Origin of the sequence: Marinobacter xiaoshiensis (assembly GCF_031631795.1) — a bacterium.
Taxonomy (GTDB): Bacteria; Pseudomonadota; Gammaproteobacteria; order Pseudomonadales; family Oleiphilaceae; genus Marinobacter; species Marinobacter xiaoshiensis.
On the sequence record NZ_JAVMBO010000013.1, the window covers coordinates 26745 to 48955 of the forward strand.

The 22211-nt window shown below is 52.5% G+C and carries 20 protein-coding genes and 1 pseudogene; 9 read left to right on the forward strand and 12 right to left on the reverse strand.

Going from position 1 to position 22211, the window contains the following annotated elements:
- Nucleotides 1-81 precede the first annotated feature (81 nt).
- The 4 genes from RKA07_RS09520 (at nucleotide 82) to RKA07_RS09535 (ending at nucleotide 3861) form a co-directional block, all read left to right on the forward strand.
- The gene (locus tag RKA07_RS09520) at nucleotides 82-354 is read left to right on the forward strand and encodes a YebG family protein (protein WP_200204658.1); all 273 of its coding nucleotides are present in this window, start codon (nucleotides 82-84) and stop codon (nucleotides 352-354) included.
- 210 nt (nucleotides 355-564) lie between these two features.
- Nucleotides 565-2046, forward strand: coding sequence for a flavin-containing monooxygenase (locus RKA07_RS09525; protein WP_200371418.1), 1482 nt, complete (start codon nucleotides 565-567; stop codon nucleotides 2044-2046).
- Nucleotides 2047-2182: 136 nt separating this feature from the next.
- A complete protein-coding gene (locus RKA07_RS09530; protein ID WP_200204660.1) occupies nucleotides 2183-2860 on the forward strand; it encodes a FadR/GntR family transcriptional regulator in 678 nt (225 codons plus the stop codon).
- Between the two features lie 2 nt (nucleotides 2861-2862).
- Nucleotides 2863-3861, forward strand: coding sequence for a bile acid:sodium symporter family protein (locus RKA07_RS09535; protein WP_200371516.1), 999 nt, complete (start codon nucleotides 2863-2865; stop codon nucleotides 3859-3861).
- A 12-nt stretch (nucleotides 3862-3873) separates the two neighbouring features.
- On the opposite strand, the pseudogene RKA07_RS09540 reads toward RKA07_RS09535, so the two are convergent.
- Nucleotides 3874-4287 (reverse strand): annotated as a pseudogene (locus RKA07_RS09540) (J domain-containing protein); the annotation flags it as partial.
- Nucleotides 4288-4454: 167 nt separating this feature from the next.
- Here RKA07_RS09540 and RKA07_RS09545 point away from each other — a divergent pair.
- From RKA07_RS09545 to RKA07_RS09555, 3 genes are all read left to right on the forward strand, one after another.
- Nucleotides 4455-6659 carry a TonB-dependent receptor plug domain-containing protein gene (locus tag RKA07_RS09545; protein ID WP_310966204.1) on the forward strand — a complete coding sequence of 735 codons (2205 nt, stop codon included), beginning with the start codon at nucleotides 4455-4457 and terminating at the stop codon, nucleotides 6657-6659.
- Between the two features lie 71 nt (nucleotides 6660-6730).
- Complete coding sequence (locus RKA07_RS09550; RefSeq protein WP_227714941.1) at nucleotides 6731-7675, forward strand: ABC transporter substrate-binding protein; 945 nt, start codon at nucleotides 6731-6733, stop codon at nucleotides 7673-7675.
- Nucleotides 7668-9611 (forward strand): response regulator, encoded by a 1944-nt coding sequence (locus tag RKA07_RS09555; protein WP_200371414.1) that lies wholly within the window; start codon nucleotides 7668-7670, stop codon nucleotides 9609-9611. Before RKA07_RS09550 ends, RKA07_RS09555 begins: the two co-directional genes overlap by 8 nt.
- A gap of 54 nt (nucleotides 9612-9665) precedes the next feature.
- Here RKA07_RS09555 and gorA read toward each other — a convergent pair whose 3' ends face one another.
- The 11 genes from gorA to gspE all read right to left on the reverse strand — a co-directional run bounded on the left by gorA (nucleotide 9666) and on the right by gspE (nucleotide 19548).
- On the reverse strand, nucleotides 9666-11027 hold the full coding sequence (gorA, locus tag RKA07_RS09560; protein WP_200371412.1) for a glutathione-disulfide reductase: 1362 nt from the start codon (nucleotides 11025-11027) through the stop codon (nucleotides 9666-9668).
- A 26-nt stretch (nucleotides 11028-11053) separates the two neighbouring features.
- A complete protein-coding gene (locus RKA07_RS09565) occupies nucleotides 11054-11716 on the reverse strand; it encodes a GNAT family N-acetyltransferase (protein WP_200204665.1) in 663 nt (220 codons plus the stop codon).
- A gap of 55 nt (nucleotides 11717-11771) precedes the next feature.
- Nucleotides 11772-12302 (reverse strand): type II secretion system protein M, encoded by a 531-nt coding sequence (locus RKA07_RS09570; protein WP_200371410.1) that lies wholly within the window; start codon nucleotides 12300-12302, stop codon nucleotides 11772-11774.
- Nucleotides 12303-12306: 4 nt separating this feature from the next.
- Nucleotides 12307-13611 carry a type II secretion system protein GspL gene (gene gspL, locus RKA07_RS09575; protein ID WP_200371408.1) on the reverse strand — a complete coding sequence of 435 codons (1305 nt, stop codon included), beginning with the start codon at nucleotides 13609-13611 and terminating at the stop codon, nucleotides 12307-12309.
- A 2-nt stretch (nucleotides 13612-13613) separates the two neighbouring features.
- Entirely contained in the window at nucleotides 13614-14624 is a 1011-nt protein-coding gene (gene gspK, locus RKA07_RS09580; RefSeq protein WP_227714940.1) for a type II secretion system minor pseudopilin GspK, read from the reverse strand.
- A gap of 6 nt (nucleotides 14625-14630) precedes the next feature.
- Nucleotides 14631-15356 carry a type II secretion system minor pseudopilin GspJ gene (gene gspJ, locus RKA07_RS09585; RefSeq protein WP_200371406.1) on the reverse strand — a complete coding sequence of 242 codons (726 nt, stop codon included), beginning with the start codon at nucleotides 15354-15356 and terminating at the stop codon, nucleotides 14631-14633.
- A complete protein-coding gene (gspI, locus tag RKA07_RS09590; protein ID WP_200371404.1) occupies nucleotides 15353-15754 on the reverse strand; it encodes a type II secretion system minor pseudopilin GspI in 402 nt (133 codons plus the stop codon). The genes gspJ and gspI overlap by 4 nt, the downstream gene beginning before the upstream one ends.
- Complete coding sequence (gene gspH / locus RKA07_RS09595) at nucleotides 15751-16290, reverse strand: type II secretion system minor pseudopilin GspH (protein WP_200204670.1); 540 nt, start codon at nucleotides 16288-16290, stop codon at nucleotides 15751-15753. Before gspH ends, gspI begins: the two co-directional genes overlap by 4 nt.
- A gap of 3 nt (nucleotides 16291-16293) precedes the next feature.
- Nucleotides 16294-16740, reverse strand: coding sequence for a type II secretion system major pseudopilin GspG (gene gspG, locus RKA07_RS09600; protein ID WP_200204671.1), 447 nt, complete (start codon nucleotides 16738-16740; stop codon nucleotides 16294-16296).
- Nucleotides 16741-16824: 84 nt separating this feature from the next.
- A complete protein-coding gene (gene gspF, locus RKA07_RS09605; protein ID WP_200371400.1) occupies nucleotides 16825-18036 on the reverse strand; it encodes a type II secretion system inner membrane protein GspF in 1212 nt (403 codons plus the stop codon).
- A gap of 3 nt (nucleotides 18037-18039) precedes the next feature.
- Nucleotides 18040-19548: a type II secretion system ATPase GspE gene (gene gspE, locus RKA07_RS09610; RefSeq protein WP_200204673.1), complete on the reverse strand. Its 1509-nt coding sequence runs from the start codon at nucleotides 19546-19548 to the stop codon at nucleotides 18040-18042.
- A gap of 256 nt (nucleotides 19549-19804) precedes the next feature.
- Between gspE and RKA07_RS09615 the strand changes: the two genes are divergently transcribed.
- Both RKA07_RS09615 and RKA07_RS09620 read left to right on the forward strand, forming a co-directional pair.
- Nucleotides 19805-20458, forward strand: a complete 654-nt coding sequence (locus RKA07_RS09615) for a type II secretion system protein N (RefSeq protein ID WP_200371392.1) — start codon at nucleotides 19805-19807, stop codon at nucleotides 20456-20458.
- 123 nt (nucleotides 20459-20581) lie between these two features.
- Nucleotides 20582-22198, forward strand: coding sequence for an FAD-binding oxidoreductase (locus tag RKA07_RS09620; protein ID WP_200371390.1), 1617 nt, complete (start codon nucleotides 20582-20584; stop codon nucleotides 22196-22198).
- The last annotated feature ends 13 nt before the right edge of the window (nucleotides 22199-22211 follow it).

Sequence of the window (22211 nt, forward strand, 5' to 3'; positions counted from 1 at the left end):
CGATTGAGTGTATTTCTCCGGGCAAGTCGGATACACTGTATACCTATACAGTAAATTAGACATTCACTGCGAGGAATGACCATGGCGGTACAAGCAGTCTATTTTTCCGATAGGGACGGCCTGGATATGGCATTAAAAAATCCTGAGACCATGCTTTTCACATCAAAGGCGGATGCCGATGCCAGAGATAAGATCCTGGAGTTGGCGGAAGAAATTCAGGTTTATCTGGCCCGAAAAGTAGAAGGACTGGGCGACGACTTGGCGGAAAAGTGCGCCATGGCCATAGCCGAGGATAAAGATCTGTTCCAGAGAGCCCTGAAAAAACCGGATTTGCTCAACGCTACCCAAGAATAGCTCTTTCCCCTTACAAGCCCTATCTATCAAGCCGCGCCTCCCTGGGAAGTGCGGCTTGATGGTTTTTGGGGTCAGTAAAACTACCCCTGAGAACGTGAGACCTGGCGTTTACTGCCACCAAATCTGGCACAAAAAGCCATGACTTGGGTGGCAATAGACACATATAGTGAACAAGGCGTCATTATTTTCACAAGACTGGATATCACGGGTATGGCCAACAAAAACAGCAACACACAACCCTCTGTCATCATAATCGGAACAGGGTTTGGCGGAATAGGCATGGCTATCCAGCTAAACAAGGCCGGATTCACCAATGTCACTTTGCTGGAAAAAGCCGATCGGGTTGGCGGAACCTGGCGCGACAATACCTACCCCGGTGCAGCATGTGATGTGCAGTCCCACTTTTACTCCTATTCTTTCGAGCCAAAGCACGACTGGTCACGAAAATTCGGGCTGCAACACGAACTCCTTGGCTATATGGAACACTGCGTTGAAAAGTATGGGCTGAGTGAACAGATCCGCTTCAACTGTGAGGTGGCGGAAGCCGTGTTTGACGAGGCGCATAACCACTGGATCCTCACGCTGACAAGCGGCGAAAAACTGCAAGCACAGGTTGTCATTTCAGCCACCGGCCAACTTAATCAGCCGGCGTCACCCAATATTGACGGCATGGAAGCGTTCAAAGGCACCTCCTTTCACTCCGCTCGCTGGAATCACGATTACGATCTCAAAAACAAGCGGGTTGCGGTTATCGGCACGGGCGCCAGCGCCATCCAGTTTGTGCCCGAGATTGCCCGTGAGGTGAAATCGCTCGCGCTCTTCCAGCGTTCTGCTGCCTGGGTAGTCCCAAAGCCTGACAGGCCTTTTAAAACCTGGGAGCAAAACCTGTTCAAAGCTGTTCCTGCATGGGACAGGCTGTACCGATACCTGATCTATTGGAAGAATGAAAGCCGAGGCCTCGCCTTCACGGGGTTCAGCAGCCTGTTGAAAGTATTGGCTTTGCAGGCCAAAAAAGAAGCGCGCAAGCACATTAGCGATCCCGGGAAACGGAAACAGATCATTCCGGATTACCAGATTGGCTGTAAGCGCATTCTGATTTCCAACGATTGGTATCCGGCCATCAATCGATCCAACCTGGATCTCGTTACAGACCCCATTGCCAAAGTAGATGCGACTGGCGTTCAAACGCAATCGGGTAAACATTACCCGGTTGATGTCATCATTTTTGGTACCGGGTTTCGTGCTTCTGAATTTCTGTCTCCGATTCGTGTTACCGGGCGCGGCGGCGTGACACTGAACGAAGCCTGGAAGAATGGTGCGACAGCGTTTAAAGGCATCACTGTATCGGGTTTTCCAAACTTGTTCATACTGTATGGACCCAACACAAATCTGGCCCATAACTCCATTCTCTACATGCTCGAATCACAGTTTCAGTACATTCTTGGCTGCCTGAAGGTGCTACAAGAGCATCCGGGTGCGGCCATGGATGTCCATCAACACCGGGTAGAGAGCTATTCCAGCACCATTCAGAAAGATCTTGAAGGCAGCGTGTGGAGCTCCGGCTGCTCATCCTGGTATCTTGATGCCAATGGCAAAAACACACTGAACTGGCCGGGGTTTACCTTCTCCTATCGTCTTGCCACTCGTAACGTTAACCCGGCGGACTACCAACTCCTTAAATCAGCCGGGTAACCCCCGGCTTTTGGCATACTCAACAAGAGCGGCGCTTTGCACCGTCTCTTGGTGTTTGTGATTTCCTTGCTAATGCATTTGCATCGACAACTGATTCATAGGATGATTCTATGATCAGCTGAAGGGATGACCCACAATGCTCAAAAAAATTCAAAAAGGCTCTCTGGTAGAGACCGCTATAGAAAGCTTGAGGCACGCGATAGAAACGGAACAATGGTTGGTCGGCGACAAGCTTCCGGTGGAAGCTGAGCTTTCAGAAGCCCTTGGTGTCAGTCGCAACACGGTGCGAGAAGCGGTACGAGTGCTCGCTCATGTCGGTATGCTTGAAACCCGACAGGGAGACGGCACCTATGTGAGAGCCACCCGGGACGCCGGTGAAACCCTCAAGAGGATCGCCCGCACCCAGCTAACCGATCAGCTTGAAGTTCGGATTATGCTGGAGACCGAAGCCGCAAAACTGGCGGCACAACGGCGCACTGACCAGGACGTTCGTGCCATGACCATGGCACTGGATGCCAGAGGCAAGGCCGATTCGAATTTGCAAGAGCGCATTCGTCACGATGAGGCTTTCCACCACGCGCTTGTGGCCGCGTCCCATAACTCGGCGCTTTCGGAACTTTACGATTACTTCTCCCACGCAATAACTCAGACAATCGAGCGCACCGAAAGCGACGCAGACCTTCCGGAGCCCTCCCAGGAAGATCACGAACTACTTCTTGCGGCCGTTCGCCGTCAGGATTCGGACAAAGCGGAGAAACTTGCCCGGGCACTCCTCTCCCCCAGCCTTCAGGCCCTACGAAAGAGGGGCACGTGACCATGAAATTCCGGCCAGACACATTTACCATTATGTTACTGGGCGCTGTTGCCCTTGCTTCATTTTTGCCGGCCACCGGCGTTGTCGGAGAGTTATTGGCGGTGGCAGGGACAGTTGCCGTTGCCCTGCTCTTTTTCTTCCATGGAGCAGCATTATCACGACAACAAATCGTCGATGGGGCATCTCACTGGCGACTGCACATACTCATCACCGCGCTTACCTTTGGCTTCTTCCCTCTGGTCGTGCTCCCCATTAACGGCATGAGCAACTTCGCACCTTCATGGATGCCCCCAGACCTTGGGCTTGGCTTTTTGTATCTGGGTGTATTGCCATCTGCCGTGTCTTCATCCATTGCATATACAGCTTTGGCCCGCGGTAACGTACCGGCGGCTATATGCAGCGCTGCAGCATCGAACGTATTCGGAATGATGCTGACGCCCTTTCTGCTACTCCTATTGGTAAGCTCTGCTGGTAGCGGGGATTTTGCGGTGGGCGAAGCCCTGAAAGATATCGTTCTGCAGCTACTGCTGCCCTTTGCTGTCGGCCACGCCATGCGCCCCATGTTGGGAGGATTTCTGGGCCGGAATGAACATCTGATGGCGCGCTACGACAAGTGTGTGATCTGGCTGATCGTGTATTCCGCCTTCTCCCATTCCGTGGAAAGTGGTCTTTGGCAAAACCTGCCGCTGAAAGCTATTGTTCTCACCATACTGCTGTGTATCGGGTTGCTGGCTCTGTTTATGTTCTTTGCACGCTTTATGGTGCGGCGGTTCGGGCTCAGTCTGGAGGACGAAGCTGCGGTAGTTTTCTGCGGCTCAAAAAAGAGCCTGGCTTCGGGGCTGCCCATGGCCAAAGTGCTATTTTCCGGACACCCCGGCTTTGGGATGATCGTATTGCCGATTATGTGCTACAACCAGGTCCAGGTTATTATTGGCGCCATACTGGCACAAAAGTATCGTGACAAAATTGCCGAGTCGAAATTACCAGGCGAATCACAATAGGCGGCTGCCTCTTCAGCCGCCACCCATACCTCCAAATATTGTGGCAAGCACTACAAGCCCGATGATCCAACCTATAACGGCCGGCCAGAAGTTAACCATTTGCGGTGCGTCTTCATCCATATGCTCCTGGCCCGGCTCCGGGTCAGGGTATCGGCGCTCCTCATCCTGGATTGCTATTTCCTGAAGACTTTGCCATTCAAACCACTCCGCCAAAAAGATAACAACCGGGGGAGGAAGACTGCCGTTTTCGGCCATAGGCCGAAGCTGCGGCTCCAGTTGTCGGCCAAGCTCCCGCCGCAACAGCGCCTGATCAGCAGGTGGCTCACGAAGAATAGCCTTCCATATGCCTGCATCCCGGCTTCTAGCCGGATCATTCAAAAGCGCCTTGATCTGGATCATAACCTCACGGACGACCTGCCCTTCCGAGGCATCAAGATCACGATCAACCAGGCTTAAATTCTTATCAGGCATATTCCAAACCTATCGATTCATTACGTTTTTGAGAGACAATCATCGTGTAGTCAAATACGATAGCTAAAACATACAAAAAACGACGTTTTACCTTCTACTCGGCAGATTATAGAACGACACCCATGTCCGTTACGAATTTCGACAAAACCGCCTTTCGGCCCACCGCTTTTTACCGCACAAACGTGACGGTAATGGTTTTGGCGACTGCCGTTTCATTGGTGTCAATGGATACTGCCGCCCAATCCCCGGATGGTGATGCTCAATTGGCTGGCTTCTACGGGTTTAACGACGAGATTCCAGAAGTTTTAACAACCACCCGGCTCAGACAACCCAAAACTCGGGTTCCAGGCACCACGACGGTCATTGAAGGCGAAATGATCCGTGATCTTGGCATTATGAACCTTGTTGAGGTATTTCGGCTGGTTCCCGGCATGGTTGTGGCTGAGGTTGGCAGCAACTCCCCTGTCACCACATATCACGGCACGGTTCATTACGAACAGCGGCGCATGCAGGTCCTGGTTGATGGTCGGACAGCGCATCGCGCAACACTGTCTGACATGGACTGGCAAACCATGCCGGTGCCGCTGGAACTCATCGAGCGAATAGAGGTAAGCCGGGGGCCTAACTCAGCAGCATATGGAATTAACGCCTTTTTAGGCACCATCAACATTATCACCAGAAACCCCGCCGACACCTCTGGTGTCGAGATACGAGCCATTCGGGGCTCCAGAAACTACGTTCGCACCTTTGCCTCGGTTGGTGATGCCAATGATAGTTACGACTGGCGGCTTGCCTTTGAGAAGCGAAAATTTGATGGCTTTGATTACCAAAGCGGAGGCCCTGATCCGGAGCCATTTCATGACGGACATAATATCAACTCGTTTAATTATTCTTCCCGCCTGAAGGTAAACTCCGGGTTTAACGCTGATATTCGACTGGGTGTCGTAGATGGCGTAAACGAGCAAGACAAGGACAGAAGCGGAGAACTGGAAGCTGTCGGTCATCCAGATATTGATCTGCGGGACTATTACCTCCAGACGCAGCTTAACTTTACACCCTCAAACAATCACTTCTTTCATATTCTGGCGAGCTTCGAGAACTATGACCGCAGACAGCAGTGGCCCATTGAACTACCGGAAACAGCCGTGGACTGCCTTGCCAATGGTGACCTCCTTTTTTTAAAGGCCAACAAAGGCCTGTGTTTCCCCGGAAGCCCCGGAGGCATCCCGTTAACGGCGGAAGTTAACGCAGATTCAGAAGACTCCCGGTTTGAACTGGAACTACAAGACACGCTTTTATTTAGTGACGATCTTAAGCTGGTAACTGGCATTGGCTTCCGGGAAGACACCTATCGTTCTGAAACCTACTTTAATGGCCGGGGTAACAACCACCAATCCAGGGTGTTTGGTAATCTTGAATACTCACCGACCACCTGGCTCACTTTGAATGGTGGCGGTAACTGGGAGCGCACAACGACAACGGATGAAGGTTATTTTTCACCCCGGGTTGCGGCGAACTTCATCCTTGGCAATAACCACGCACTCAGGTTCGTTTTCTCAAAAGCAGTTCGCACGCCCGACGGGTTTGAGCAAAACCCGGATTATGGATATACACTTAGAAATGTTGAGCCCGCAAAGTATGCGGGATACGAGGGGTACCGGGTAAATAGTACTGATGTATGGAAGCACTACTCCTACGTAACACTCGGGGAAACGCTCAAAGAAGAGACGATAGTATCGAGAGAAATCAGCTACTTCGGGCAGTTTCCTATGGAGACAGGTCAACTGTCCCTGGAGGTTCGCTTATTCAAGGACGAACTCCGGGATATGATTAGCGGCGTTATCCAGTTTAAGGATTGGACCATTGATAACAACGTGGCACTGGATCAGGAGGGCGTTGAAATTGAGGCGTCACTTGAGTTCCCAGGAACAACATTCAGGGCAAGTTATGGCTATCTTGAGCAGGATGGCTGGTATACAGGCCCGGTCATTCGTGATGAAAATGGCAACCCCGACCCAGCTCGCCAGGAATACAATGTTGACTTGCTTGGCCGCATGTCGGCCAGACACTCAGGCAGCCTGGCACTTATTCAGGATCTGCCATTTGGCATCAGGGGCTCTTCCGCATACTACTGGGCGGACAAGTTTCGGAGCTCCCGGTTTGAGCGCATCGATTTCCGATTGGCAAAGCGGTTTTTTCAACCGCGCTACTCAGCGGAACTTGCGCTCACCATGCAACACTACATAAACGAAGAACCGGATATGAGCAGCGCCAACAATATTGCGGATCCCAATCAACTCTTCGTTGAAGCGGGTATACGTTTCTGATCGTTAATCAGGGACGATTTCTGGCCTGGGATGGTATGAAACAAAAGGGGCAAGTCATAAGACGCGCAGCAATGCAGGCAGCTAAGTCCCTGACTGCAACTGCGTTGCTTTGCACCCTGATAGCAGCCACCATTTTCTCCGCCACCCCTACTGCCCTCGCCCAAGACCCTTCACCCGTGTATCTGGCCAGCTCTGGAAACCTGGCTCTGGATAGTCATATCCAAGGCCTCCTTGAACAAACACTCGGCGGACAGCACCAACTGGTGCCTGTTACGGACGAACAAGCGGCGCAGACTGACGACGGCCCAATTGTCACCTTGGGGCCTGGTGCATTTTCACGAATACGACAAGTGAACCGTCAAGCCCCTGTGTTAGCTCTGCTCGTAGAGCCAGATTTCCTGGGCGGGTTCGCTCGCCGCTCATCAGGGCAGATTTCCGGTATCTACCACGGTGCTCCGTTACTCAGGCAAGCACTTATTGGCAAAGCTATTCTCCCTCAAGCTACGCGTATCGCATTGATTGCGACTGCTGGTACGGCAGAGCTATACGATACGCTCATTGATGAACTTCCAGCTTACAACCTCGAGGCACAACTTTTCGTAGTGGATGATGACAAACAGCTCATCTCTACACTTAACAGAGCGCTAAGCTATGGCGATTTTTTGCTGGCTGCGCCAGACCGCACAATCTATAACCCCAGAACCATGAAGCACGTTCTGCTTACAGCCTATCGCCGAAACAGAATTGTGATAGGTCCGAGCCAAGCTTATGTCAAAGCGGGTTCCCTTGCCTCTGGCTACGCATCCTTCCCCGCCATGGTAGAGATGGCAGGGGGGCATCTACAGACATTCTTCGAAACCGGAAGGTTTCCAGACCCGGGTTATCCTCCCCAATTTCGGGTTGATATCAACGAACAGGTTGCTCGCTCACTGAACATTCCACTGGCTACACAAGAGCAGATCATCCAAAACGTAGAACTACGCTTAGACAGCCATGGAGGACAAGGTGATGAGTAAGCAGCCCATCAACACGCCTTTGGCTCGCAAGCTCCTACTACTAGGTGCGCTCCCTTCCGTCGTGATGTTCATTACCTTCATGGGCTTTTTTACTTCCGCCCGTCTGGATGACGCCAGGCGCGATCTCTCGGACAGCAATCAGCTCCTGGCTGATACCTTGGCCCCTTCTCTGGAATACGCCGTTGTATCCGGCAACACTCAGGCGCTGCAGGAAATACTTTCCCAGTCGATCCGGCACAGCAGGGCAGACTGGATTCGCGTGGTGGACGTGACCGGCGAACAGATCGGTTACGTCAACTCCCTTGACAGCGAACCCGGGGATAAGTCGAGCGAATTTCAGATATATCAGGCAGAAATACTGCAGAACCCTCTGGAATTTGAAACCGATCGCCCAACGCTGTGGTTTGAGCCCGAGTTTGGCCTCAGTTCCGGAGCGCTGCGGGTCGGCACAGTTATGGTTGGTGTGAGTAGCAACGCCCTGATAGAACGACGAAACGATATCCTCTGGTCGTCGCTAACGGTAGGCTTGTCTTTATTGCTATTCAGCATTCTGATCATAAAGCATACGTTGAATACGATTCTCTCCCCGATTACTGAGGTGTCGGGACGCATCAATCGCCTTATCGAGGGCGATTATCGCTTGAGCAAAGTGAACAGACGTAAAAATTCCCGGGAGTTGGTTGCGATTGAACAGCAGTTAAACCAACTGGCCGAGCATCTTGAATCATTGAAAGCTTCGAGAGATCAGACACTGGCGATATCTGAGCGGGCCCGTGAAAAAGCGGAAACCGCAAGCCAGGCAAAATCCGAGTTTTTGGCAACAATGAGCCATGAACTTCGCACTCCGTTAAATGGAGTCCTGGGCATGATAGATCTTGTTCAGGAAGAAACCCTGAGCCCGAGGCAGCGTGATTTTTTGAAGACCGCAAGGCAGTCAACGGAAGACCTCTTAACAGTTATCAGCGACATTCTTGATTACTCCCATATGGATAGCGGCGGTATCGTGGTAGACCATCAGCCGTTCAATCTGCACACGCTTGTTACAAATTGCGTTGCATCGTATCGCCACTTGGCAGAAGAACAGGGATTAGCATTAACCCTTAACTTTTACGGGGACTGGCCCGAAACACCTATGGTAAAAGGGGATGCACCCCGGATTCGTCAGATTCTCGCGTGCCTGCTTGATAACGCAATCAAATTCACCACCGACGGTTTTGTTAACGTACAGCTAGGGTGCTTTGGAGTTGAGGACGGCTGCATCATTATCAACTGTTCCGTTAGCGATTCGGGAAGCGGTATTCCCAACGGCCGCGTTACAGACATGTTCAGTACTTTCCAACAACTCGAGGGTGGAGATGCCCGAAGTTTCGGTGGCGCCGGTATTGGGCTGTCTCTTGTTCAAAGGCTGGTGGAGCTACTCGGTGGTCATATCCAGGTGGAATCACATCATGGGGAAGGCTCGTCATTTCGATTTGAGTTACCTCTTGAAGTCGCCTCTACAGCAACCTTATCAATTGAACCTGAATCTGTATTACATGTGGAGACACCTCTTTCCAGGCGTGCCTTGGTCGTTGAGGATAACCCGGTAAACCAGCGGGTGGCGGTAGCACTGTTAAATCGTCTTGGATTTGATACGGAAGCCGTCACCAACGGGCAGGAAGCATTGGAAAAAGTTCATGCCAGCCACCAAGGCTTTGATGTCATCCTCATGGACTGCCAGATGCCAGTCATGGATGGCTATGAAACGACACGCTATATCCGGGAATGGGAGACTGCTAACGGTGTTGGCAGAACGCCAGTAATTGCACTAACCGCAGATGTTCTGCCCGGCACGAAACAAAACTGCCATGAAAGTGGCATGGACGACTACCTGTCCAAACCTGTACGGAAGGAAAATCTTCGGGAAGTGCTGGGGCGCTGGGTAACACTGCTGTGAGCAGCCCGAAAAAACAATCGGTATATAAGCCCGTCCCTGGGCCCATGGTATCTATCAGGCGACTGGCTCCCGCATGGTGACGAATTCTTCTGCGGAGGTTGGGTGAATGCCAATTGTTGAATCAAACTGGGCTTTGGTTGCGCCAGCCTTGATGGCTACGGCAAGCCCCTGAGTGATTTCACCTGCATCTGCCCCCACCATGTGTGCCCCCAGAACCCGATCTGTTGCGTCATCAACAACCAGTTTCATCAGGCAGCGCTCTTCACGGCCACTGAGTGTGTATTTCATGGGGCGGAACTCTGAGCGGTAGATTCTCAAGGTATGCCCTGCTTCGCGCGCCTCTTCCTCTGTCAGACCCACTGTGCCGATATTTGGCTGGCAGAAAACCGCAGTCGGGATTGCGGTGTAATCCATCTCGCCCTTTCCGTCTCCGAACATTCTGCGGGACAGAACCATAGCCTGTGCAAGCGCTACCGGCGTTAACTGTGGCGTACCAATCACATCGCCCAGAGCGGTTATTGAAGGCACAGAGGTTTGGAAGTAATCGTCTACAACCACATGCCCAGAGGCATTAAGTTCGACGCCCAACTCAGTAAGGCCCAAGCCATCAACCAGCGCCCTTCTGCCCGTTGCCGCCATCACAAGACCAGTCTCCATGACCTCGCCATTACTGAGTTTGACTCGGTAGTGGGAGTTTTCAGGCTCAACAGATTCAATTGTTACGCCAAACTCGAGCCGAATGCCCTTCTTGCGCATTTCCTGTTCAGTAAATTTGCGCACATCGTTGTCAAACCCACGAAGGAACAGATCGCCCCGATAAAGGAGCGTTGTCTCCACACCAAGGCCTGCAAGAATACCGGCGAACTCAACTGCAATGTAGCCACCGCCCCAAACAACAGCCTGTTTGGGCAGTTGCGGCAAATAGAACATTTCATTCGATGTAAGAATGCTGTCCTTACCTGGAATATCAGGAACAACTGGCCAGCTGCCCGTTGCAACAGTTATGTGCTTGGTTGAGTATTCCTTATCACCTACGACAACCGTATTCGGATCCTTGATAGATGCGGTGCCTTCAATGATGGTAACGCCAGCATTCTCAAGCAGGCGGCCATAAATTCCGTTGAGTCTTTCAATTTCAGCATTTTTGTTGGCGACAAGTGTTGGCCAGTCAAAGCTGACGCCGTCCATCGGGATATCCCAGCCATAACCTGCTGCATCCTCAAGGTCGTCGCGAACATGAGCCCCATATACAAACAGCTTTTTAGGCACGCAACCAACGTTAACGCAGGTGCCGCCAAGATAACGGGACTCAACTACAGCTACTCGCGCTCCACGCCCGGCAGACATACGCGCAAGGCGCACTCCGCCGGAACCGGCACCAATCACAATCAGATCATAATCCAGGCTGTCAGACACGTTGTCTCCTGTTGCATATTACGGCGTTAATTTTGGTTAGCGGCAACCTTGGCTTCCGGATGGATCTCGCGGAACAGTATGTGATCCTCAAAACCTCCAACACGGAGTTTTCCCAGGCTGCGGAAGCCTTCAGATTCATAAAACGGCAGATAACGACTGTTTCCCGTATCGAGGACCAAGCCTGTTCCACGAGGATTTTCTGCGCACAAACGTTGAACGGCTTGTAGCAAGAGCCGCCCGTACCCACGATTCTGGTACTTGGGGTTAACCCCCATCAATGGCAACTGATGAGCCAGTGGCTGAGGTAACATTGCACGTATCCTTTCGTGATAGTGCAGGTATCTGCGAGTAGAGGCAAAACCTGCAGTCAGAACCATGCGAATTCGCCAGCTAAACTGGTTCGCCAGATTCAACCTCAGATCCGGATCGCCGATAAACGCCACAGCGACCAAGGTATCATTAACCATCACGCCGACCGATTCCTGATTCAGATCAAAGTACAAATCAACAAGCTCACGAACGGTTGCCCGAACGCGCTGCTTATAACCGGGTTTACGATGATTAAACAGGTATTGGAACGTTGGCTCATCCCGGTAGGCATCATACAGAATCGATCTGGCTTCATTCAAAGCACTGATGTCTAACCGAACAATAACCGGATCCGACTCTTTTTTGTTATCGCCACTCATATTTTTGCTCCTGCCCCTGTCCGGCGAGACCACTCCGGAACCAAGTTATTCAGAATCAGATTGCCAATGTCAGGCGAACAGACACCTTGCCTGGCTCGTTACCACGATCCAGCGCAGCCTGGTCTATCACAACCCCGTGTTTGCCATTGAGCATTTCTAGCCATGCCGCAACGTCTGAGTAAGGAGCGGCTTCCAACCAAACCCGAATGGCGCTGTCACCGCTAGGTTCAAAGCGCTGCAGCGTAAGGCCGGAATCCCTAGCCGAGCGGGTTACCAAGCCCATCAGTGCGCGGCCATCGGCCGGTACATCTCCGGAGGTTGCTGCCGGTTTACTGCCACTGCTGCCCAAGCGTCGGATAACTGGCTCATTGGCTTGAATCCAGGCGACCAATTCGGAAGCATTCTCTTTACTGGCAGCCGCTTTATCGTGAAAGCTGGTAACCGGACTCCAAATTGCGAAATACAGAATCCCGAGAAACACAGCAATCGCCAGAACCACAAGCGCCTGCTGATCACGCTTGGGAAGTTGATCGTACTGTGCAATCAGTTTTCCGACGGCGGGCTGTTCTTTCAGTTTCGTTAGCATGGCCTTAGCCTCCGGATACTGTGAGGCGGCCACGGGCGCCACTGGATTCGTTCACCACTGAGCCTATTTTGGCATCCAGTCCCTGACTCGCAAGGCCATTTCTGAGTGTGCTCAAGCGATCGTAGCTATCTGCCCGCACATCAACCACCAATTCCCCTCGAGACTGACTGTAGTTAATGGAATTAAACGTCACCGTACCTGTGCCTGCAACATTGGAGTATTGCTGGCCGGTGTACTTCATCAGAGTGACAAAGTCAGCACCCGGGCCGTCTGAGCCCGCCATGCGTAACTGGCCTTCAATTACCCGCTTTACATTACCCGCGTGGGTTCTTCGGTCCTGAGGAAATGCACTCCTGTATACCGACATGGCCTGCTGCCGCATTTGGTCAGCTTGTTTCTGGTAGTAAAAGCCCATTCCGGCTTCCAAAGCCAACTGCACAACAAACCAGACTGCCGCGACTGCAATCAGGGGCTTCCAGGGCTTCAACGGACTTGCTTTGCCGCCTTTTACCGAGAAATCACGCTGGCACAGGTTGATGGGGCGACACAAGTGGTGATGGTGAGCGTGGGCAAGCAACTCCAATGGCATCAGTTCCAGCGATTCACGGCGAACGGACAGTCGCCCTGGCACCATGATTTCACCGAGCACAGCCTGCTGTTCGTCAAATTCAGTATCAGTGCCATAGATGACCACGGGGACTTCAGCAACCACGTCTTCAGAAGGTGGCATTGCCAGGGTCTGTGCAAACATTCCAAGGTTGGCCGACTGCATGCTCAGCCACTCCCCACGGAAGCTGGCCATCATTGCCGACTCTCCATCAAGGCAAATAGACCATCCTTCTTCTGTAACCGGGAGCAATGCGGCATCGGGGTATATGGCATCGAGCCTGGTGTGGGGCCAGCCCCTGAAAAGTTCCAGCCATTGGGCCATTCTGTCCCGATCAATCGCTGCGACCCTGTACCCCTCTTGTGTGTGCATGCCCAGCGCCAGATGCACACTGTCTATATCCTGGGCTATCTGCTCTTCTACCGCATAAGGCAGGGCCTGGTTAATAAACCGGCTTTGCTTGGCAGGAATATCCGCCAAACAAAACAGGGCTTCATCACCTGGAATGAGCCCCACAAGCAAAACATCGTCAAGCCCGTTCTGACTCAACGTCTGTTCAATGGTACTACGAAAATCACGGCTACCCTGTGCCTGTGCATCACCACCGGCATCATAAAGTACCCAGTTGAAGAGGCGTTCTTCCGGATTTTCTCCAGAGTCCGCAAAGGGCGCTAAGGGTCGCACGTAAAGGCGGTAAGACATGGTTATCCTTCCGAGATGGTGTAGGGTTCTTTGGTAATTCGGTTCTTCTGTCCGGTATCCCTGTGAACCGTCCGGACAATCCCTTCCTGATTACGGAAAACTGTACTCACCATATTTACAACACGGTTATCGTAGGTAATCCGTGAAACAACTTCAAAAAAACGGGTTTGCAAACCCAATCCCACGGGCTTCAGGCCAGATGCGGCAAGCTCCGGGAGTGCGAGAAAATCCTGAAGATTTTCAAATCGCTTTTCTTCACGCTTTTCAACAATAGACTCAGCCTGAGCAGACGACAATTCATCATACAGCGACATCAATACTTCGGCCGTTGCCGTGTTCACATTGATGCCCAACCCATTCACCGGCAAGGCCGTAACATGGGGGCGCAAAGCGACATAGATTTCTTCAGTCATACCTTCTATCAAGCGAAGTTCAGACACGCTCACAAAAGGCTGGTTTGCCGCACGGTAACCTGGCTCTGCCATAAGGTATTGCCCGTCTTCTGCGCCATAGGCACTGATTGTCTGGTCGTCAGGATCTACCCAGTCAACCAGGGCATCCGCAGAAATGCCTGTAATGCCCAGCGCCACAAGCAAACGGGCAAGGCGGTCTTTGGTTATCGGATCCACCTGCCCCTTACCAATAACCAGATCATTCAGGTTAATCCGTCCTCCAAGGTCGTCTATCTGCACCTCTGCTACGCCATTGTTATCGAGGGGCAGGATAGCGGCGTTCTTGGCCCAGAATTCATCCAGGCTGTCGACCATCAGGTTATCTTCTTTATCTTCTTCAAAATCCCTCACCAGAATCTGCCTGGCGAATGCTTCCGCACCCAAGGCAATACTCTGGCCTTGTTGCTGTGCCAGGTAATGGCCGGCTTTGAATACCCGCACATTTTGTTGCTGGCTCATTCCGGATGCCAGCATGACCACCAGGGCCATGGCGAGCAGGACCATAATCAGCGCAACACCCTGCTGGGTGTTCGGGCCCGAATCATAGGAGTGCATAGTCATAGCATTCTACCCCCCTTGCCCCGACGTGCCCGCAGCTTCTTCTTCAGCTGCTTTGTCGTTCGCCTGCTTCAACTGGTCCAGAAGACCCTGAGCACCTTCAAGATCGAAGTCGGGCAGCACAAAGGTTCGCACGATCTCACCAAAACGCTCGTGCTCCAGGGTGATTTCTATCGCTAGAGGAAAGGCTATTTCCGGACGTGTACCGGGGCTTAACGAAGCCATGGCTTGTTCCGGGGGCCATTCCGGCTCCCAGCTGTTCTGATCGTTCATAAACCGCAAATCAAAGGCGGTAACGCCATCCAGAAGCAGGAGGTCCTGGCTGTTGTCCTCCTGACCCTGGTCCACAGTAGGCCAATAACGCCGCCGCAGTTCACTGCCTGTATATTCCCAGCCAACCCGCTGCAAGCTACTGCGCCTTATCCCGAGGGGATTACGCCAACCCTGCCGGGTCAGCATAAGGGAAAAATCATCTTCGCGACTCGTTAATGCCGGCTTGAAATCACCGTAGATATCTCGTGCGGATCGGTTAACAATCTGCATGATATCCCGCTCCATAAGGAGCATGGCCCTCTGCAGGCCATCGAAGCTTTCGGAAAGCTCATCCACGCGATCTCGGGAAGCGATCACATTATTTAAAACCTGCCAGACGCCGATGCCGATAACCGCAGTGATGCTTATGGCTACCATCACCTCAAGAAGCGTAAAGCCCCGCAGGCCCTTAACGTCTCTCATTTTTGGCCTACGAAAGCAGAGAGCGTATGGACCGGGTAAGACTTTGAACTACCGTCCCGGTAACGAGCAACTTCAACTTCTACACGGCGCATTTTAGGTTCGGCGGTGGCCATGACTTTCGTGGTCACTTGCCAGCGGTAAGGGCCGTAGTCTCTATCTTTAGAGTTCTCGGATATGCCTGGCAGGCTTTTATCCAAGCGAATTTCGTTCATGCGATTGTCGGCTAGCCACCCGGCAAGGGTTTTGTCCCGGATGCGCTCATAGCTGGAGATGTACTGACTGGCCACCTCCGCTGAAGCGGTTGCGATCAGGCCGAACACCAGCAGTGCGATCATCACTTCAATGAGAGTGAAGCCTTTGCCGTAATTCGGGAGCTTGGCATGGGTGTGAGGCCTCATCGGTCGCTACCCTCATCGCCGGGTTTGCGCCACTCGATGGGAGAAATGCCATCCGATGCCAAAATGTGGGTGTAGTCCGTCTGGCTACCAATGGTGAACTCAAGTTCAAAAGGCGTGGTTTCGCCACTGGAGAAAAACACCAGATCGGGCCTTAGTTTGTCCTCAACGGACGCCAGCCTCGGTGCGTCACTCTCGATAAACCGGGTGGCAACCAACCAATCTGGGAAGTCTCTGGCTCGGAATATACGCTCCCCTGTAGCTTTCCAGTCGCCGGATTCATCCTGAAACGCAACAAACTGATAACCGTTTTCTTCAAAGAGCAAACCATGCTCGAGATTATTCAACACTGCCTGTTCTGATGCGGTCTGCATTAACAGGTATAGCTCCCGCACTTCATTTTGCAGCTCACGCTGCTGGGAGTTCCCTCCCATGGTAAAAACCGCCAGAGCAGCAAGCAGGCCCACAAGAACCAGGACAACAAGTATCTCAATCAGCGTAAAACCGCTGTCGTTGTTTACTGGCCCTGTGCGCCTCATCAATTAATTGCCGATATTCGATACGCTGATGTCTGCAGCGTCGCCGTCACCGCCGTCCTGACCATCAGATCCTTTGGAGTAGAGGTCGTAGGCGCCATCCCTGCCCGGGCTCACGTACTGAAATTCGTTGCCCCACGGATCCATGGGTACACTTTTCATATAGCCATCGGGGTTCCAGTTCTTAGGTTCAGGGCTACCGCTCGGGCGAGATACCAATGCATCCAGGCCCTGTTGTGTGGAGGGATAATGGCTGTTGTCCAGTCGGTACATGTCCAACGCTCCCGCAAGGTTCTTCAGCTGGGTTTCAGCAATAGTCACCTTCGCCTGGTCACTCCGGCCCATAATGTTCGGCGCCACAACGGCCACCAACAGGCCAAGAATGACCATGACAACCATGATTTCGATAAGGGTGAAACCCCGGCTGGATGTTAGTTTATTCAGTTGTTTCATCGTCTTTACGTCACTCTCTTTATTTTGGTTTAAAAAGGTTAGTTAAAGCTTTGGTTTATATAGATTAATTGTCAAGCTTCAGCACTATCCGACAAGATTACTCATATTCAGTATGGGTAGCATTATGGCCATCACAATGATCAGAACGACCACGCCCATAATCAACAGCATCATGGGCTCAAAAAGCCCAACGATGGCGGCAATTTTGGCTTGCAGTGTCTTTTCCTGCATATTGGCGGTGCGCTCCAACATGCTATCCAACTCACCGCTGGCTTCTCCACTCGCAATCATGTGCAACATCATCGGCGGAAAATAGCCGGACTGATCCAATGCCCGATGCAAGGAACCGCCCTCACTAACTTTGCGGGCTGCTTCCCGTAGCTGCTGTCGTAAATAATCATTGGATAGCACCTCGCCCGCAATTCTCATGGCATCCACCAGAGGCACACCACTGGTTGTCAGGATGCTAAGTGTACTCGCATATCGGGCTGTGTTTACCCCGCGAACCATGCCGGAAAACAACGGCAAATGCAGCAGGCGTTTATGAAAACGCATCCGGAATGCCGCTTTGGTTAATGCGAAACGGAACGCCATAATCGCTAAAACCAGAAGAACAAAGACATAGACACCGTAACTGGTAAGAAATTCCGACATAGCCAACATAGCTTGTGTAAGAGCTGGCAATTCCTGGCCCTGCTTGAGAAACACATCAATGATATCCGGCACCACATATGTCAGCAGGAACACCACAATGGCAATCGCCACAAAACTCAGAATAATTGGATAGATTGCTGCCAGCTGGATTTTCTGACGCGCTTCCTGACGGTTCTCGGTGTAATCCGCCAGCCGGTTAAGTACAAGATCCAGATGCCCTGCATGCTCCCCGGCTGCAACGGTTGAGCGGTAAAGACGCGGGAAGGCTTTCGGAAATTCTCCAAGGCTATCTGCCAACGTATAGCCTTCCATGACTTTCGCACGGATGGCGATGAGCATGCTGCGGATACGTGGCTTTGCGGTTTGCTGAGCCGCAGCCGATAGCGCCTGTTCAATAGGGATACCAGACTGGATCAAGGTTGCCAGTTGGCGTGTGACCAGTGCAAGATCTGCAGCGGCTAACGAACCTCCACTGCTTAAGGGGTTAGTCGGGGTGCGCTTCTGTACGGCCGGCTCAACCGCAAGTGGTATAAGGCCCTTTTCCCTGAGTTGCTGGCGCACAGCACGTGGTGCGTCGGCCTCGACTACTCCCTGTCTTTGTTTGCCCTTTGCATCCAGGGCCTTGTATTCGTAGGCAGGCATGGCTTACTGGCCCCGGTGCGTTACACGGAGCACCTCTTCCACCGTGGTAATACCTTCCAGGATCTTTCGGACACCGTCTGAGTGAATACTCGGGCCTTTAATACGGGCTTCGCGCTCCAGATCCAACTCACCCGCACGCTTGTGAATCAAGGCGCTGATCTCCTCAGTTATTTCTACCACCTCATAAATACCAATCCGCCCGCGGTAACCCAGGTGATTACATTCCTCGCACCCTTTAGCCCGGTATATGGTTGGAGGTCTCGAAAAGTCCTGCTGCAAGAATGCACAATGCTCTTCAGTTGGTGTGTAGGCCTCGCGACACTCTTTGCACAGGACTCTTACAAGGCGCTGAGCCACGATTCCAACCAGACTTGATGAAATCAGGAAGGGCTCAATGCCCATATCCATGAGGCGTGTAATGGCGCCTACCGCAGTATTGGTGTGCAGTGTGGATAGCACAAGGTGGCCAGTGAGGCTGGCCTGGACGGCAATTTCAGCCGTTTCGAGATCCCGGATTTCACCAATCATTACCACATCCGGGTCTTGACGGAGAATCGCTCGCAAACCTCGTGCAAAGGTCATTTCAACCTTCGGGTTTACCTGGGTTTGTCCAATGCCCGGCAGGTTATACTCAATAGGGTCCTCAACCGTCAGGATATTGCGACTACGATCATTTATTTCCTGCAATGAGGCATAGAGCGTTGTGGATTTACCCGAACCCGTCGGCCCTGTAACCAGCAAAATGCCGTATGGCCGGTGAATCAGCTTACGCAGGATTTTCAAATCATCCGGGGCCATGCCCAGAGATTCCAGGTGAATAGCGCCCGCCTGCTTGTCCAGCAATCGCAACACAACCCGCTCACCACTGGATGAAGGCATTGTGGATACGCGAATATCGACTTCACGGCCTGCTACCCTCAGAGCAATCCGTCCGTCCTGCGGTACCCGCTTTTCGGCGATATCCAGCTTTGCCATAACCTTGATCCGGGAAACCAGTAAAGGTGCCAATGCCCGCTTTGGCTGTACAACCTCCCGTAAAACACCATCTACACGAAACCGAACCACCAGGCGTTTCTCATAGGTTTCAATGTGCACGTCCGAGGCACTGCTTTTTACGGCCTCAGTGAGAATCGCGTTGATCAGTCGGATTATCGGTGCGTCGTCTTCTTGCTCCAAAAGGTCTTCCGTTTCCGGTACCGAATCGGCAAGGGACGCCAAATCCATATCATCACCAATCCCCTCTACCATTTGCATGGCTTCGGCAGAGTCGTTCTGATACGCGGCATTCAGCGCATGATCAAAGTGATTTGGATCGATGGTCGTAAACCGGGCACGGCCGCCGCTGATGCGGTTGGCTTCTGCCAATGCAGAGTGAGGAGCACCGGGCCTGACCAGAATAACCGGGTTGCCTTCTTCTGAGCGCGTCAGAATTACGCCGTTGCGCTTTGCAAAGGTAAAGGGCAGACGACCCAGCGGAGCATCCTGCGGCTGAAGTTCGGTTTCTGTGGTCAAGGTTGTCCTCGTTATTATCGGGCAATCGGGGTTTTGTGCGCACGCGCACACTCTGAAACCCTTTCTGTTTTATAGGATCAGAGAAGGCTACCACAGGATATAGGCCTGCTGAATAACCCTGTACACTATACTCCCAATAAAAGACGTTATTCTGATAACCTGTGGTACTTTCAGCGTTTTCACGGCAGTGGTTCTCAGCCTGCCTTTAATGATCAACGGTATTTGGCAGCTTGCGAACGTGCATTCAGGACAATCAATGCTCTCTATAAACCCAAAGGTTCCACCCGCACTGGCCATTGTCGCAGGGTTGGCCATGGTGGGCGTTACCGCATGGCAGAGCTATGGGTTCTGGCAAACCCAAAGCAACATTGCCCCACAGGGGAAAACGGCTGTCACACAACCTCTGGAAGATAAGCGTAATACACCCAAATTACCGCTAGCATCTTTGGAACTGTTTGGCACAGCGCAAATCGGCCAGATCGAGGCTGAAGAAAGCACTGAGGATTTGCCAGAAACCAATCTGAGAATCTTTCTCCGGGGGGTTCTGGCAGCCGACGGCGAATTCCCGGGCAGCGCCCTCATCGAGAATGACAAAAGCAAAACAGATGTTTTTCTTGTGGGCGATGAATTGCCCGGCAACGCCAAACTTCGCTCTGTTCATCCAAACCGCGTAATTCTGGATCGCGGCGGAAAACTGGAAAACCTTTATTTTCCAGAGCCTGACGATCGTTCCGGTATGACCTTCTCCGCCGGTGCGGACGACCTTGACCAAGCTGAAGGTCCAGCCGAGACACCAAGCACTTCCAGCCTGCCCACCCCAGCGACGCCTGCAGCGAATGATCAGCCCCGCCGGGAAGAAATCCGCAAACGCCTTGAGCAACTCAGAGAACGTCTGCGCACCAACGGCTAGCAGATTTCCAGTGTTAGTGTTCATGGCGGCAAATGACACAACCAATGTCGCCATGGGACAGTGTACCCGCCCGATAAATCGATAGAATGAACGCTATTCAATTGATAACGGGAGTGTATGTTGATGCGACGTTGGAACGGTTGGGGCGATGAACAATTCAGCCTGGAGCTTCCCGCACAGGGCCAGGGCTTTCTTTCAGAGCGCATAGGGGCAAGCCAACCTCTGAGTGAAGCCACCCTTGAGTCTGTCTGCGCCAAGGTTCCTGACTCACGTCTTCCGGCTGACGCCACCGTTGACGCCTTGATCGACACCACCCCCGATACTCGTGTTCGCTATTCCCGTGGCCAGAGTCTTGATGACTGGTTAGCCATGCGCAGTGGCGAATTCAAGGTTTTCCCCGATGGCGTTGCCCGCCCTGAAAGCAGTCTGGACGTACAGAAGCTGCTCCAGTATGCACAAGCCAACAAAATCGATGTTATCCCATACGGTGGTGGTACCAGCGTTGCCGGGCACATCAACCCGCTAGCTGGCGACAAGCCCGTACTTACTGTAGACATGGGCAGAATGAACCGCCTTATGGATCTTGACCGGGAAAGCCAGATTGCAACGTTCGGTGCTGGCACTCCAGGCCCACTGGTTGAGTCGCAACTGCGCGCTCACGGCTACACTCTTGGCCACTTCCCCCAGTCGTTCGAACTCTCTACCGTAGGCGGTTGGGTAGCTACCCGTTCAAGCGGCCAGCAATCCCTGCGCTATGGCAGAATTGAACAGCTGTTTGCAGGCGCTCGAGTTGAAACACTGAAAGGCACGCTCGACATTCCATCCATTCCAGCCTCAAGTGCCGGGCCGGACATTCGCGAGATGATCCTGGGTTCCGAAGGTCGGGTTGGGTTGATTACTGAGGTGAAAGTTCGGGTTAGCCGCCTGGCAGAACAGGAAAGCTTTCACGTTGTGTTTTTCCCGGATTGGGACAAAGCACGCACCGCATGTCGCAAGCTGGTTCAAAACCGCACACAGCTTTCCATGCTGCGCCTCAGCAATGCCATTGAAACAGAAACTCAACTTGCACTGGCCGGGCACCCTCACCTTATCGGTGTGATGGAAAAAGTTCTGTCCCTGCGCGGAGCTGCTGAAGGCAAATGCATGATGACCTTCGGGCTGACTGGCAGCAAACATCAATGTGCCAGCGCCAAACAGGAGGCAAAACGCATCTGCTCGGAGTACAAAGGTGTGTACACCGGTACCCGGCTTGGCAAGAAATGGTCGGAAAAGCGTTTTACCATGCCCTACCTCAGAGAGGCACTATGGCAGCTGGGCTACGCGGTGGACACGCTTGAAACAGCGACCGACTGGGAAAACGTAGACAGTCTGCTAGGCCTGATGGAAAACAGCCTTCGCACCAGTTTGCAGAGCCGGGAAGAAAGCAAAAACGAAAGGGCTCATGTATTCACTCATTTGTCGCACTTTTATGGACAGGGCTGCAGCATTTACACAACCTACGTATTCCGGGTTGCAGACAGCTACGACGAAACTCTGGCCCGCTGGAAACACCTGAAGAACACCACCTCTGAACTTATCGTGCGCAACCGTGGCACCATCAGCCATCAGCACGGAGTTGGCAAAGACCACGCGCCCTTCCTGCCGATTGAAAAAGGTGAACTTGGAATGCTGGCGATTCGGTCTTTATGCACCACCTTCGACCCCGAAGGCATGCTCAACCCGAAAACCTTGATCGAATGAGCGGAGCGCCCCC